This window comes from Pantoea sp. GbtcB22, from assembly GCF_019091025.1.
Lineage (GTDB): Bacteria > Pseudomonadota > Gammaproteobacteria > Enterobacterales > Enterobacteriaceae > Pantoea > Pantoea leporis.
Genome location: NZ_JAGXKB010000001.1, coordinates 547,582 through 561,298 on the forward strand (window position 1 = coordinate 547,582; position 13,717 = coordinate 561,298).

12 protein-coding genes are annotated in these 13,717 nt (G+C 54.3%); 6 read left to right on the top strand and 6 right to left on the bottom strand.

From position 1 onward, the window contains the following. The first annotated feature begins 78 nt into the window (after positions 1 to 78). Both KVT28_RS02560 and KVT28_RS02565 read left to right on the top strand, forming a co-directional pair. Entirely contained in the window at positions 79 to 780 is a 702-nt protein-coding gene (locus KVT28_RS02560; RefSeq protein WP_217547532.1) for a FadR/GntR family transcriptional regulator, read from the top strand. An 88-nt stretch (positions 781 to 868) separates the two neighbouring features. Further along, complete coding sequence (locus tag KVT28_RS02565; RefSeq protein ID WP_008104104.1) at positions 869 to 2,122, top strand: enolase C-terminal domain-like protein; 1,254 nt, start codon at positions 869 to 871, stop codon at positions 2,120 to 2,122. Between the two features lie 330 nt (positions 2,123 to 2,452). Here the strand turns inward: KVT28_RS02565 and KVT28_RS02570 are convergent, their stop codons facing one another. Continuing rightward, positions 2,453 to 2,761, bottom strand: coding sequence for a hypothetical protein (locus KVT28_RS02570; RefSeq protein ID WP_101764396.1), 309 nt, complete (start codon positions 2,759 to 2,761; stop codon positions 2,453 to 2,455). Positions 2,762 to 2,886: 125 nt separating this feature from the next. Here KVT28_RS02570 and KVT28_RS02575 point away from each other — a divergent pair, with 125 nt between their 5' ends. Next, on the top strand, positions 2,887 to 3,168 hold the full coding sequence (locus KVT28_RS02575) for a VF530 family DNA-binding protein (protein WP_101764397.1): 282 nt from the start codon (positions 2,887 to 2,889) through the stop codon (positions 3,166 to 3,168). A 279-nt stretch (positions 3,169 to 3,447) separates the two neighbouring features. Further along, a complete protein-coding gene (locus KVT28_RS02580; protein WP_101764398.1) occupies positions 3,448 to 4,878 on the top strand; it encodes a cytosine permease in 1,431 nt (476 codons plus the stop codon). Between the two features lie 156 nt (positions 4,879 to 5,034). Here KVT28_RS02580 and KVT28_RS02585 read toward each other — a convergent pair whose 3' ends face one another. From KVT28_RS02585 to KVT28_RS02600, 4 genes are all read right to left on the bottom strand, one after another. Next, positions 5,035 to 6,153 carry a beta-propeller fold lactonase family protein gene (locus KVT28_RS02585; RefSeq protein ID WP_101764399.1) on the bottom strand — a complete coding sequence of 373 codons (1,119 nt, stop codon included), beginning with the start codon at positions 6,151 to 6,153 and terminating at the stop codon, positions 5,035 to 5,037. 9 nt (positions 6,154 to 6,162) lie between these two features. Then, a complete protein-coding gene (locus tag KVT28_RS02590) occupies positions 6,163 to 7,506 on the bottom strand; it encodes an enolase C-terminal domain-like protein (protein WP_217546624.1) in 1,344 nt (447 codons plus the stop codon). Beyond that, positions 7,484 to 8,836, bottom strand: coding sequence for an MFS transporter (locus KVT28_RS02595; protein ID WP_110866146.1), 1,353 nt, complete (start codon positions 8,834 to 8,836; stop codon positions 7,484 to 7,486). The genes KVT28_RS02590 and KVT28_RS02595 overlap by 23 nt, the downstream gene beginning before the upstream one ends. A gap of 726 nt (positions 8,837 to 9,562) precedes the next feature. Beyond that, positions 9,563 to 9,814, bottom strand: a complete 252-nt coding sequence (locus KVT28_RS02600; protein ID WP_101764402.1) for a helix-turn-helix domain-containing protein — start codon at positions 9,812 to 9,814, stop codon at positions 9,563 to 9,565. 147 nt (positions 9,815 to 9,961) lie between these two features. On the opposite strand from KVT28_RS02600, the gene KVT28_RS02605 reads away from it, so the two are divergent. Together KVT28_RS02605 and KVT28_RS02610 are read left to right on the top strand one after the other, a co-directional pair. Continuing rightward, on the top strand, positions 9,962 to 10,990 hold the full coding sequence (locus KVT28_RS02605; protein WP_101764403.1) for an NADP-dependent oxidoreductase: 1,029 nt from the start codon (positions 9,962 to 9,964) through the stop codon (positions 10,988 to 10,990). A 109-nt stretch (positions 10,991 to 11,099) separates the two neighbouring features. Continuing rightward, positions 11,100 to 12,353 carry an SfnB family sulfur acquisition oxidoreductase gene (locus tag KVT28_RS02610; RefSeq protein WP_217546627.1) on the top strand — a complete coding sequence of 418 codons (1,254 nt, stop codon included), beginning with the start codon at positions 11,100 to 11,102 and terminating at the stop codon, positions 12,351 to 12,353. Here the strand turns inward: KVT28_RS02610 and KVT28_RS02615 are convergent. Then, the gene (locus KVT28_RS02615) at positions 12,350 to 13,717 is read right to left on the bottom strand and encodes an LLM class flavin-dependent oxidoreductase (RefSeq protein ID WP_101764405.1); all 1,368 of its coding nucleotides are present in this window, start codon (positions 13,715 to 13,717) and stop codon (positions 12,350 to 12,352) included. The genes KVT28_RS02610 and KVT28_RS02615 overlap by 4 nt on opposite strands.

The following is a 13,717-nucleotide window of genomic DNA, read 5'->3' on the forward strand; positions in this document are numbered from 1 at the left end:
GCGCGAAAAATTGCTGCTTGTGTTGCAAGCAGTGACGCGTTAAAAAGCGGTAGACATGTAGGACAAGTGAGTAAAGCCGTGGCGCTGGAAAGTATCCAAAAACATAATGTGGTTGATGTCATCTACGAGCAGATGAAGCAGAACATTCAGGATGGTCTGTGGGAGCCGGGCTGTAAGTTGCCGTCAGAAGCGGAATTGACCGCAACCTTTCAGGTGAGCCGCGTCAGCGTGCGGAGTGCCGTGCAGAAGCTGCGAGACCTTGGCGTGGTGGTGACGCATCAAGGGAAGGGTACCTATGTTACCCGCGAAGTGGCGCGCTACGGATCGTTCAGCGATAACCAGCCCATTCTGCACCTTTCGCAGGAAGAGTTTGATGATATGCGGGTTTTCCGTCAGACCGTCGAGTTCAAATGTATGGAGCTGGCAGTGCAGAACGCCACAGATGAGGATGTCAAAGTGCTGGAAAGCGCCCTAAATCGCATGCTGGTGAGTAAAGATGACTACAAGAAGTACTCGCTGGCGGACTACGATTTCCATCTGGCGATTGTGAAAGCCTCGCACAACAAAGTGTTCATCCACGTCATGGAATCCCTCAAGGGGATTTATGTGCATTACCTCGAAGAGTTGAACCGCGTATTGGGCATTACGCTGGAAAGCGTTGAAGCCCACATTAAAGTCTTTATGGCGTTGAAAAACCGCGATGCCTCGCTGGCAGCCGAGACGCTTAATAGCGCGATGACACATAACGTGCACGCCATCGAGGATGTACTCCATAACTGAATAACCAAAAGCCCTGCACAGGGCTTTTTAATACACATAACATGTAGGACATCATACAGCATGTTATCCAGATACTGTGAGGATCATGATGAGTAACCTGAAAATTACCGATGTAAAAACCATCCTTACCGCGCCAGGCGGCATCGATTTGGTGGTGGTAAAAATCGAAACCAGCGAACCCGGTTTATACGGTTTGGGCTGCGCCACCTTTACTCAGCGTATCTACGCGGTCGCCGCCGCGATTGAAAACTACATGAAGCCGTTTTTGATCGGCAAAGACCCGGCGCGTATCGAAGACATCTGGCAATCGGCGGCGGTCAGCGGTTACTGGCGTAACGGTCCGGTGATGAATAATGCGCTCTCCGGTGTGGATATGGCGCTGTGGGACCTGAAGGGTAAAGTTGCCGACCTGCCGGTGTATGAGCTGCTTGGCGGCAAATGTCGTGATGGCGTGCCGCTTTATCGCCACTGCGACGGTGCCGATGAGATAGAAGTTGAAGACAACATCCGCGCGCGCATGGAGGAGGGCTATCAATATGTGCGCTGTCAGATGGGCATGTATGGCGGCGCGGGTACCGATGATTTGCGTTTGATCGCCGGCAAGCTGGCCAAGGCGCGCAATATCCAGCCGAAGGTGTCACCGCGTAATCCTACTCACGGCATCTATTTCGATCCGGATGCTTATGCGCGTGCCGTACCGCGCCTGTTTGATCATCTGCGCAACAAGCTCGGTTTTGGCGTTGAGTTTATTCATGATGTGCACGAACGCATCACGCCAATCGCTTCGATTCAGCTGGCAAAATCTCTCGAACCGTATCAGCTGTTTTTCCTTGAGGATCCGGTTGCGCCAGAAAATATCGACTGGCTGAGCAAATTACGCAGCCAAAGCAGCACACCAATTGCCATGGGCGAGCTGTTTACGCAAATCAACGAGTGGAAGCCATTAATTCAAAACCAGCTGATCGATTATATTCGCTGCCATGTCAGTACCATTGGCGGCATTACACCGGCGAAGAAGCTGGCGACTTTTGCGGAACTGTTTGGCGTGCGCACTGCGTGGCACGGTCCGGGCGATATCTCACCGATTGGTGTGGCGGCAAACCTGCATATTGATTTGAGCATCACCAATCTTGGCATTCAGGAGTACACGCCAGTGAATGAGGCGCTGCAGGAAGTGTTCCCAGGTTGTCCGGAGATTGATCGCGGTTATGCCTACCTCAGCGATCGTCCGGGGTTGGGCGTGGATATCGATCTGAAAGAGGCGGCAAAATATCCGGTATCGGGCGGTATTCCAGACTGGACTAACGCGCGTCTGCCAGATGGCACGGCGGCACGTCCGTAAACGTATTTAAGATTGGAGAGGAACCACTGATTAGTTCCTCTTTTATTTAGTTTTCAAAACGTCCTGAGGTTGCTTCGAATCGAACGTTTCCGCAAAGGCATCCGCAGGTGAAATGGCTCATGAATTTTATCCGTAATGATGATGTTGAGGCGAATATCCGAATTTAGCCGTTACAAACCAAAGGGCGCATAATGTATATTATGTTAAATGAAGTAACTCATTGCGCACTTCAACCATTATCCGCTCATCACCTGCCTTCTTTCACCTCCGTCACCAACAATCCGTAACCCGCGATCATCCCGGCGACGGATTGTTGAACGCACGTTGCCGTTATCTGCGCCCTTTAATCACCGACGCCTTCCAGTTGAAATCACTGACTTCGCTCTCTTTCAACGATTCAGGTTTCTTCCTGCGCGTTGGCGTTTTCTTTGACTTTTCAGCCAGCGCTTTCTCTTTGGCCAGTTTCGTCGTCATAATCTGCTGCCGGGCTTCCGCAGTGAACTCTTTCTCTTTCTTTGCATCCGGCTCTTTGCCAGTGCGCTGGCGATACTTCTCCATCAATCCCTTAAACGCTTCTTCTACTGCAACGCGTTCACTGAGATTGAACTGATCGATGGAAATCATTTTCTTGTCGTTCATAGCGTACCGTCCAATAGTGATTTTCTGGCAACAAGTGTACAGCATTTACCGGCAATGACGATCGCACCATTGCCGCTCGCGTGGCTTTCTTGTAACCTTTGCCGTCAACATTTTAAGGATTTCCTATGAACGATCATCGCTCCAAAGATCCCTTGCACGGCGTCACGCTTGAGATGCAAATTAATGCGCTGGTCGCCCATTATGGCTGGGCCGAACTGGGTAAGCTCATTAATATCAACTGCTTCAAAAGCGATCCAAGCGTTAAATCGAGCCTGAAGTTTTTACGCCGCACACCCTGGGCACGCGCTGAGGTTGAAGCACTGTATCTGGATTCACTGGATGATTTTGCTGCGGATAAGGCAGATGATTCCGCGCCAAATCCCTGGACTATAGGCAAAGATCAGTAATTTCTGGCGACAAAACCGGCAGCGCTACGTGAATTCTCGGCAACTTCCACCCTGCTCTTTTTGCAGAATTCACGTAGCGACGTCATATCAACTCCTCCTTTCTCTCCATTTCATAGCTTCCCAACCTTGCCCGCGTCATCACATTTTCCAATGACCGATCGTATTGTAAGTTTCCATGCTGCATGACAATATCGCTACATGTATATACATGTACCACCAAGAGAAACCACATCATACTAACAATAATTTCCCATCTTTAGCCGTTTTAGCGAGGAAACTATGTCAGCCGAATCACCTGCAGCAGATTACGCCGGCGCAGAGAAACAGCGCCTGTCAGAAACGCGATCCATTGATTACATTCCTCCGAGCGAACGCCACGGACATCCATTCAGCCAGTTCACCTTGTGGTTTGGTGGCAATTTGCAGATCACCGCCATCGTAACCGGCGCGCTGGCCGTGGTGTTGGGCGGCGATGTGGTGTGGTCGATCATCGGCTTGCTGGTTGGGCAAGTTGTGGGCGCGGCGATCATGTCACTGCATGCCATTCAGGGACCGCGTCTCGGATTGCCGCAAATGATTACCAGCCGCATGCAGTTTGGCGTATACGGTGCGGTGATTCCGTTGGTGTTGGTGTGCATCATGTATGTCGGATTCTCTGCCAGCGGCACGGTGTTGGCCGGACAGGCGCTCGCCAAACTGATTAATACCAGCAATGCGTCAGGCATGATCCTGTTCAGTGCGATTATCGTCGTCATTGCGGTGCTGGGATATCGCGTGATTCACAAGCTCGGTAAAGTAGCCAGCGTGATTGGCGTGCTTGCCTTTGTTTACCTGTTTATCACGCTGCTCTCAACCCATGATCTGTCCGCGGTGTGGCAGAACCAGCATTTCACGGTCGCTAACTTCCTGCTTGCGGTTTCGTTGTCGTCGTCATGGCAGATTGCATTTTGCCCGTATGTTTCTGACTATTCGCGCTATTTACCGGCTAACGTCTCAGCCAAAAAACTTTTCAGCTGCGTTTTCTTTGGCACGGTTTTAGGAACGCAGGCTTCAATGACGTTGGGTGTAATTGTCGCGGCGATTGCCGGTAAGGCTTTCTCTGGCAACGAGGTTGGCTATATTGTCAGTTTAGGCAGCAGCGCCACGATGGCGATGGTGATCTATTTTGCGATCTGCTTCGGCAAAATCACTTTCACCACGCTGAATGCTTACGGCAGCTTTATGTCACTCACCACCATCGTTTCTGGCTTCCGTCAGAAAACCGCATTAAGTCGTGGCGGCCGCATTCTGTTTGTGGTGTTGATGGTGACGATTTCTTGTGTGATTGCGCTGATTAGCGAACCCGCTTTCCTGAAATCATTCACCCATTTCCTGCTGTTTTTACTGGCCTTTTTTGTGCCGTGGAGCGCAATCAGCCTGACCGATTTCTACCTGATCACCAAAGGTAAAGTCGATGTACCGGCACTCTCCCAGCCCAACGGACGTTACGGTCGCTGGAACTGGGCGGGCATAATTGTCTACTTCTGCGGCGTGCTGGTACAGTTGCCGTTCATTGATAATCCACTGCATCACGGTTCGTTAACCTGGATTTTTGCCGGTAATGATGTGTCGTGGATTATTGGCTGGATTGTCACCGCACTGTTGTGGTTAGCCGCAAGAAAGGTCGATCGTCGAGGGACCTTGTCGCACTCTGTTTACCCCAATCAGTGACATTGTCACGCATGTCATATTAATGAATCGCGCTCACAAGTGCTTGCAACTTTGAGCGCATTATCATTCAGCCAGCCCACCGCTACACTTTAACTAACGAGAAATATAAGCAACTGTAAGGCGCACCTGGTCGCCATTAATGGCAATCCTTAGGGATTATTTGTAACTCACCACCGTCACCCAATTGGCGTCACCGCCGGCCGGTGCTTCGCCAACGCGCTTTAGCGCCCCGCTTTCTTGATCAATGGCATAGCTGCCGGTCACCGCACTCTTTTCGCCGCTGGCAATCAACCAACGTCCGTCAGCGGTGATCGCGATGCCGCGCGGCTGTTTCTCGACTTGCCAGCTATCAATCAGCGTCAGTTTGCCGTTTGCTTTGTTAATCCGATATCCGCTGATGGTGCTGCTGGTCCGCTCGCTGACATAGAGAAAACGGCCATCCGGCGTCAGACGAATATCGGCCGCCCAGATGCGCGGCGTGGTGTCGCTGTAGCCCGGCGGTCGCTCTTTGCCGTGTTGCAGTTGATATTTTTCCGCTACCGCATTTGGCGTCTCCGCCACTTTCACCAGCTCACCGCTGGCTTCACGACGAAACTGCGTAATGATGCCGCCCATTTCACCGATGTTGTAGAGATAGCGATTATCCGGCGACAACACCGAATGGCGCGGTCCGTTTTCTGTCGCCGTTTTAACATAGCCGTTGCCTAACCCCGAAAGCTCGCCCTCGGCGCTCAGTTTCAATTGCAGCACGCGATCGGTGCCGAGATTGCCGACATAAGCCTGCTCGCCGCTCGCATCAACAATCACCGAGTGCGCGGCATGTCCGGTTTTGTAACTCCCGACCGGCGGCGCAATCAGCTTGCCGTCGCTATTGAGTCGATAAACGTGCACCACATCGCCATCATAGGAAGCGCCTAGCAGAAAACGACCCTGCGGATCCGTGCTGATGTAGGGATAGCTGGCCGCAGCGGATACGCTATTCAACGGGCTGAGATCGCCCGTTTTGCTGTCGATGTTCCAGCTCACCAGTTGCAGCGGTTTACTGCGAATCGCGGCGTACAGATGTTTATGATCGGCGCTCAACGCCATCGGCATCACTTTGCCGCCGACCTGAGTGCGTCCTAATAGTTGCAATGCACCGGTTTGCTCATTCAGCGCGTAGCGCGCGATGGTGCCATCATCGGCTTCTGAAACGTAGACAAAAGTCTGTGCCAGCAACGGCGCGCTGGCAGCCAACGATGCTAAAAGCGTCGCCGCGCGTAATAGGTTCTTCATGCTGCTTCCTTAGCGTACCAATGACGGACGTTTGGCGTCATAGCGCCAGTTATCGATCAAAAACTGCATCCCCAGCGCATCGTTGCGATTTTTATCCGGCAGCGCGTTATATAGCGCATGCGCCTGTTCGATGCGATCCATATCCAGCTCGATGCCCAATCCCGGCCCCGGCGGTAACTCCAGATAACCATCGCGGATTTGCGGCGGTTGACGCGTAAGCTGCTGACCATCCTGCCAAATCCAGTGCGTATCAAAGGCGGTTTGACGATCGCCAGGCGCGGCGGCACCCAGGTGCGCCACCATCGCCAGCGAAATATCAAAATGGTTATTGGAGTGGCAGCCGGTTGTCAGCCCCCATTCGTTGCACAGCTGCGCCACCACGTTGGCGTTACGCATCGTCCAGAAGTGCGGATCGGCGAGCGGAATATCAATGGCATTCAGTTGCAGCGCATGATGCAGCTGGCGCCAGTCGTTGGCGATCATATTAGTCGCGACCGGCACACCGGTGGCGCGGCGAAACTCGGCCAGCGTTTCCCGGCCGGAATAGCCTTGTTCAGCGCCACAAGGATCTTCCAGATACGGCACCTTTCCCGCCAGCTGCTTACCAAAGCGAATCGCCTCATCCAGCGACCAGCTGGCGTTAGGATCGACGGTGACGCGTGCTTCAGGGAAGCGCGACAGTAGCGCTTCCACCGTTGCCACTTCCACTTCGCCTGCCTGCACGCCGCCTTTGAGCTTGAAGTCGCGGAAGCCATATTGCTCAACTGCCGCTTCGGCCAGTCGCACCACGGCATCGCTGTCCATTGCCGCTTCATGACGCAGACGGAACCAGCCTTCTTGCTCATGCTCTCCCGATCGATAGTGCATGTTGGTGCGCTTGCGATCGGCGATGTAGAACAAATAGCCGAGCACCGGAATGCGATCGCGCTGTTTACCGCTGGCAAGCAGATCCGCCACCGGCAGGTTAAACAGCTTGCCCTGCAGATCCAGCAGCGCCGCTTCAATGGCGGCGGCGGCGTTATAAAACTTCTCCGGATTCATCTGCGGGATATGAATGTCGTTGGTGTGTGAGGTTTGTTGCTGACGTGCCTCGCTGCTGAACAACTGGCTCAGCGTCGCATTGAGACGCAGCAGCGAACTGCCTTCTATCAGCGGGCGAAACTGTTCCAGCAACTGCAAGGTGGATGCATGACACGGCGTTTCGCCTACGCCGGTATGTCCGGCGGAATCGGTCAGTATCACGATGATGCGCGTGAAATAGCAGTTATGGGCGCCGCCAATGTTCAATAACATGCTGTCGTAGCCGGCAACCGGCACGATGCGCATCGATTTAATGACTGGACTGTCTGACATGGTTTCTCTCCGTGTGACCGAAAGCGGGTGGAACAGGTTTGCGACGCAGCAGCAAATAGAGTCCGGTAACCACAGACACGCTGGTTAGCGCGTAAAGTCCGCCGGTGGTGCTGCCGGTGTGCATTTCGAGGTAGCCGAATACCGTGGGCGCAAAGAAGCCACCGAGGTTGCCAATCGAGTTGATCAGCGCAATGCCGGGCGCGGCAATCGAGGCGGGTAATTCACTTTGCGGCATCGGCCAGAAGAACGCCGCGCTCACTTTGGATCCGATGCAGGCCACAATCATCGCCACAAAGCCAAACCATGGCGTTCCCAGCGTGGCCATAAAGGTGCCGCACGCGGCGATCAGCATGGCGATGCCGAGCCCTTTGTCCAGTTTATCGCGATAGCGGTCGGTGGCTTTGCCGAGCAGAAACAGCGCGACGATAGCGAACAGCCACGGCACGGCGGTCAGCAATCCGGTTTCAAAGCTGTTGAAGCCCTGAATACGCTGAATGATTTGCGGCAGCCAGAACACTAACGTGTAGCCGGTCATGGTCATGGTGAAGAAGATCAGGCAGTAAGACAAAAGGCTGCGATCGCTGATCAAGCCCCAGCGGCCGTGTTTCACCGCGTGCTCTTCGCGCGCATCATCTTCCAGCGCTAACTGCTGCGCCAGCGCTTGTTTCTCGGCATCGCTCAACCATTTCGCGCCTTGCGGTTTGGATACCAGCACAAAGGCGGCCAGCAAGCCGATCACCATCGATCCGCCGCCTTCCACAAACATCACCCATTTCCAGCCCGCGATGCCGCCAACATCATGCATCATCAGAATGGCACCGGTGAGCGGACCGGAGAACAGAAAAGCGCTGGCGGTAGCGCTTAACACCATCGCGGTAGCTCGCCCTCGCCACGCATTCGGCACCCATTGACGAAAATAGAACAGCACGCCAGGGAAGAAGCCGGCTTCCGCCACGCCGAGCAGGAAACGCAGCAGATAGAAATGCAGCGGCGTACTCACAAAACCGGTAAGCACCACCACCATGCCCCACGTAATCATGATGCGCGTCAGCCACACGCGTGCGCCGAGTTTCTTCAGCATCATGTTGCTCGGCACTTCAAACAGCGCATAGCCAATAAAGAACAGCCCCGCGCCTAAGCCGAAGGCGGCCGCACTAATGCCTGCATCCGTTTGCAGTTCGGCTTTTACGAAGCCAATGTTAGCCCGGTCAATTTGGTTCACAATTAACATCAGCGCCAGCATCGGAATGATGCGGCGGAAGAACTTGCCGATAGCCGAGGCGATATGCGCGTCATGATCGGGCGATAATACGTATTGTTGTTGTGTCATGCGTCACCTGTAGGGAGAAAAGCATCGCTATAGGTATACGCAGCAGAGTGTGGCCAGGTGTATGTGGCATTGCCCGATACCGCTTAGGCAAATGCCCTATGATTGTTAAAATTCATGGTGTTATATTAATTCGCGTCGAAAAGTTTACGCTTGGTTTGTGCGCTGGCTCACGACGGGCCCCGTGCCTGAGCATACCTCACATTAAACTGAGCGACTTTCGTTCGCCATAGGCTCAGATTGTTTCAGTTTTGCCGTGCGGCGACCGAGCAAAGGGCGCCTGGCCGCGCCCTCTGCACTCCCGGGCCTTGCGCCAGCCCAATCCGCCGCTGCGCGGTACCTTCACTCATTCACGATTCCTGACGGACCGGCGCCGATTCGCTCCTGCTCAGCGCCGCCTCTCGCCGCATCCATGCGGCTCGCCCTGGAATCCCTCATTCGTTCAGCGGTTTGGGATGTCGCCTCAACACCCGCGCTGCTGCATCAATGCATTAATTTGACTCACCATCGCTATAAATCCCGTAGGGTCACCATTTATGGTGACCTGGTACACAAATGGCCCAGGTTCCATAAAGTGCTTTCTCAGAAGTTGTTATTTGAAGACATTCGGGTAGTTACAGCTATGAAAACTAAGATAATGTAGATAATTAATTTACCTGAAGGACAAATCCTCCCGATAAAGCAAGTAACTTCAAAAGTTACATATTGAAAATTGATGCAAGGATGAGGTCAACCCTCATCAAATAAAGTGTCCAGGTCTTCTAGTTGTGGAAATGAGAAATCAATGGCTGAAAGTTTCAATCCAAGTGACGTCAAATAAAGAGTAAATGCTTTCAACGATCCCGCGTAATGGCCATTTTCAATCTGTGAAATAACCGTGCGATGAATGCCTGCACGCGTCGCAGCGTCGGCTTGAGTCCAACGGTTAGCCTTGCGCCTTTCCTGACATTTAGCGCCTATTGCTTGCAAACCAGGCAACATAAAACCTCTAATGTTGGTATATGATAACAATGTCTATATTTTTACCAAAATGTTATCATATAGCAACACTTAAGTTCTGCACAGGCGGCCTTAATGCCTTTTCCTCGTCTACACTTGCCTCACGTGGAAACGCTAATAGAGGTAAAAATGTCGCAATCTACTCAACGTAATCAAGCTTGGCTATTAGCCTCACGCCCGCATGGCGAACCGGTAAAAGAGAATTTCCGCCTGGTGGAGCAGCCCATTCCTGACGTGAAGGACGGCCAAATCCTGCTGCGCACGCTCTATTTGTCGCTTGACCCCTATATGCGCGGGCGCATGGATGACAGCAAATCTTATGCTGCACCTGCTGAACTCGACCAACCGATGGTTGGCGGCACGGTGAGCGAAGTGGTGGAATCTAAACACGCGGATTTCCAGCAAGGCGATGTGGTCCTCGCGCAAAGCGGCTGGCAAAGCTATGCGGTTTCGGACGGAAACGGCGTGGCGAAATTGGGCGATCTGCCCCATCCTTCCTGGGCGCTGGGCATTCTCGGTATGCCGGGCTTTACGGCCTATATGGGCTTGATGGATATCGGCCAGCCAAAACAGGGTGAAACCCTGGTGGTCGCGGCGGCTACCGGCCCGGTCGGTGCAACGGTGGGTCAGCTTGGGAAACTCCAAGGCTGCCATGTCGTAGGCGTTGCGGGGGGTGAAGAGAAGTGTCGTTATGCGATTGAGAAGCTCGGTTTCTCCGCCTGTATCGATCACCATCGTGACGACTTTGCGGAACAACTGGCGGCTGCCTGCCCGGACGGCATTGATATCTACTTCGAAAACGTTGGCGGCAAAGTGTTTGATGCGGTATTCCCGTTGCTGAACACCGCAGCGCGCGTGCCGGTGTGTGGCCTGGTTTCTGGTTACAGCAGCCGCGAATTACCGCCAGGCCCAGATCGCACCCCGCAAATCATGGGCGGCATTCTTAAACGTCGTATTCGCATGCAGGGCTTTATCATCTTCCAGGATTACGGCGATCGTTATCCTGAATTCCTCAAAGCGATGACGCCGCTGGTGGAGCAGCAAAAAATCCACTACCGCGAGCACATGATCGACGGGCTGGAAAATGCCCCGCAGGCGTTTTTCGATATGCTGAAAGGCAAAAACTTCGGTAAAACCGTGGTGAAAGTCGCGCAGTAAGCCGTTGTGTTAACGCTATTTTTCACTTTGCATAGCCGCAATTGAGATATGGCGCGCGCTGAGCGCATGAGAAGATATTTTCCCTACATCGTCATTATCGGGAGTTCTCATGTCGCTCAGCCAAACCCACATCCTGAAGGTCAATTCCCAACAGCCTGAAGCACCCGTTCCCTTACCTGCTGAACCGGCGCATATCATTCGTGATGATGCCGAAGCCATTGAGATTGCTCAACCTCTGGCCTCAGAGTTTGCGCGTGACGCCGCACTGCGCGACCGCGAAGGCATCTTGCCGCTCAACGAATTGGATGCGTTCTCACAAAGTGGCTTGTGGGCGATGGCGATCCCTAAAATCTATGGCGGCGCGGGCGTATCCTGGGTGACGGTGGCGAAAGTCATCGCCATCATTTCGGCGGCAGATTCCGCGCTCGGTCAGCTACCGCAGAACCATTTAGCCGGCGTGGCGCATCTGGTGGCGGATGGCAGCGAGGCGCAGAAACAAGAACTACTGGGCGAAGTGCTGGCTGGCTTGCGCTGGGGCAACGCTTTCTCCGAGAAGAATTCGCGCACCGTCGCCGATTTCCAGACGCGTTTTCAGCGTGAAGGTGATGACGTGGTGATCAACGGCGAGAAATTCTACGCCACCGGCGCACTGCTGGCGCATCGAATTCACGCAGTGGCGCTCGACGATCAGGATCGCGCGCATCTGATTGTGCTGGATCGCAACACGCCGGGCGTGACCATCATTAACAATTGGTCGAGCTTTGGTCAGCGCACCACGGCATCGGGCACCGTGCTGCTGGAGAACGTGCGCGCCCCGCTATCCCGCGTGATCCCGGCTTATCAGGCGTTTGAACGCCCGACTGCCGCCGGTCCGATTTCGCAGATTATTCAGGCGGCGGTGGATGTGGGCATTGCTCGCGGCACTGTTGAAGACACGCTGCATTTTGTGCGCGAGCGGTCACGTCCGTGGATTGATAGCGGCCAGGAGCGCGCATCCGATGATCACTTTACGCTGGCGGCAGTCGGGGATTTGAAAATTCGCCTGCACGCCGCTGAAGCCTTACTGTGGCGCGCTGGCGAAGCGATTGATCTGGCGCTGCAGCAACCCGATGAAAGCACGGTTGCAGCAGCAACGGTTGCTACCGCTGAAGCCAAAGTGTTAACCACCGAAATCGCTATTCTGGCAGGCAACAAGCTGTTTGAACTGGCGGGTACGCGCTCAACGCTGCAGGAGTTCAACCTCGATCGCCATTGGCGCAATGCGCGCTCCCTCACCTTGCACGATCCGGTGCGCTGGAAGTATTACCACGTTGGCAATTATTACCTCAATGGCACCCCGCCGCCGCGCCATGCCTGGAATTAACGGTGGCGAAAACGTGCCGCTGGATGGTCAGCCGTGAGTCGCGGCTGACCAAACAACCGTTCGCGCAACGTCACGGCTTGCGCGGGCGTTTCACGGATAAGCCCTCGGCTACGCAGCACCGGCATCACATGCTGGATAAAATCCTCAAAGCTGCCGGGACTAATCGCCCACGCCAGATTGAAACCATCAACACCCGACTCCGCGGCAAACTGTTCCAGCTGATCGGCAATGCTCTCTGGGCCGCCGATCAGCAGCGGATGCAATCCGCCAATGCCGATGTAGCGCGCCGCATCACGCAGCGTCCAGCGTTTTTGATCGTCAATGCGCGTCAGGCTGGCTAAGGCTGAGCGACAGGCATCGGTTTCACGAAACGCTAGCGGCGTATCCAAATCCTCCTGTGAACAGTCGATACCGGTCCACGCAGAGAACAGCGCCAGCGCGGCCTCTTCGCTGATGTACTGCTGATAATCGCGATATTTAGCCTGCGCGGCTTCATCACTCTCTGCGGTGATCACCGTGATAGCCGTGACGAAACGCAGCGAAGCCGCATTGCGCCCTTCTGCTGCGGCTAACTGGCGAATACGTTGGATATCCGCAGCAATGGCCTGCGGCGTAACGCCGCCGAGAAAAATTACTTCCGCGTTGCGTGCAGCGAATTGCGCCCCGCGACTGGAGGTTCCCGCCTGAAACAGCACCGGCGTGCGCTGCGGACTGGGCTCGCTTAGGTGCGCATCCGGTACCTGATACCAGCGCCCGGCATGTTTGATAGCGTGCACTTTGGCCGGATCGCTATACACGCTGTTTTGCTTATCGCGCCGCACCGCGTCCTCTTCCCACGATCCTTCCCACAACTTGCCGGTGATATCGAGAAACTCCTGCGCGCGATCGTAGCGTTCATCGTGCGGAATTTGCTGCGTCAGCCCCAGATTACGTGCCGCTGAATCCAGCATTGACGTCACCACATTCCAGGCGATACGCCCGTTGCTCAGGTGATCAAGCGTGGTGAATTTGCGTGCCAGCAGATACGGCTGTTCGTAGGTGGTGGAAACGGTAATACCAAAGCCCAAATGTTGCGTCACCGCTGCCATTGCAGAAACCAGCAACAGTGGATCGTTAACCGGCATTTGTGTCGCCAGACGCAGCGCCGCGTCCGGCTTGTTTTGCCACACGTCTAGCTGGCCCAACGCATCGGCGATGAACAGCGCATCAAACCCGGCGCGATCCAGCTGTTGGGCAATATCGGTCCAGTAATGTAGTTCGGTATAGCGATGAGCCTGATCCTGCGGATGCCGCCACAATCCTGCGGAGATGTGGCCCGGCACATTCATCATAAAACCAAACAGTAAAAACGGTGCCCGGCTCAT

Coding starts and splice junctions, on each gene's coding strand:
- KVT28_RS02615 (WP_101764405.1), bottom strand. CDS start 13,717: ATGAGCCGGGCACCGTTTTTACTGTTTGGTTTTATGATGAATGTGCCG.
- KVT28_RS02590 (WP_217546624.1), bottom strand. CDS start 7,506: ATGTCAGACAGTCCAGTCATTAAATCGATGCGCATCGTGCCGGTTGCC.
- KVT28_RS02580 (WP_101764398.1), top strand. CDS start 3,448: ATGTCAGCCGAATCACCTGCAGCAGATTACGCCGGCGCAGAGAAACAG.
- KVT28_RS02600 (WP_101764402.1), bottom strand. CDS start 9,814: ATGTTGCCTGGTTTGCAAGCAATAGGCGCTAAATGTCAGGAAAGGCGC.
- KVT28_RS02565 (WP_008104104.1), top strand. CDS start 869: ATGAGTAACCTGAAAATTACCGATGTAAAAACCATCCTTACCGCGCCA.
- KVT28_RS02585 (WP_101764399.1), bottom strand. CDS start 6,153: ATGAAGAACCTATTACGCGCGGCGACGCTTTTAGCATCGTTGGCTGCC.
- KVT28_RS02605 (WP_101764403.1), top strand. CDS start 9,962: ATGTCGCAATCTACTCAACGTAATCAAGCTTGGCTATTAGCCTCACGC.
- KVT28_RS02610 (WP_217546627.1), top strand. CDS start 11,100: ATGTCGCTCAGCCAAACCCACATCCTGAAGGTCAATTCCCAACAGCCT.
- KVT28_RS02570 (WP_101764396.1), bottom strand. CDS start 2,761: ATGAACGACAAGAAAATGATTTCCATCGATCAGTTCAATCTCAGTGAA.
- KVT28_RS02575 (WP_101764397.1), top strand. CDS start 2,887: ATGAACGATCATCGCTCCAAAGATCCCTTGCACGGCGTCACGCTTGAG.
- KVT28_RS02595 (WP_110866146.1), bottom strand. CDS start 8,836: ATGACACAACAACAATACGTATTATCGCCCGATCATGACGCGCATATC.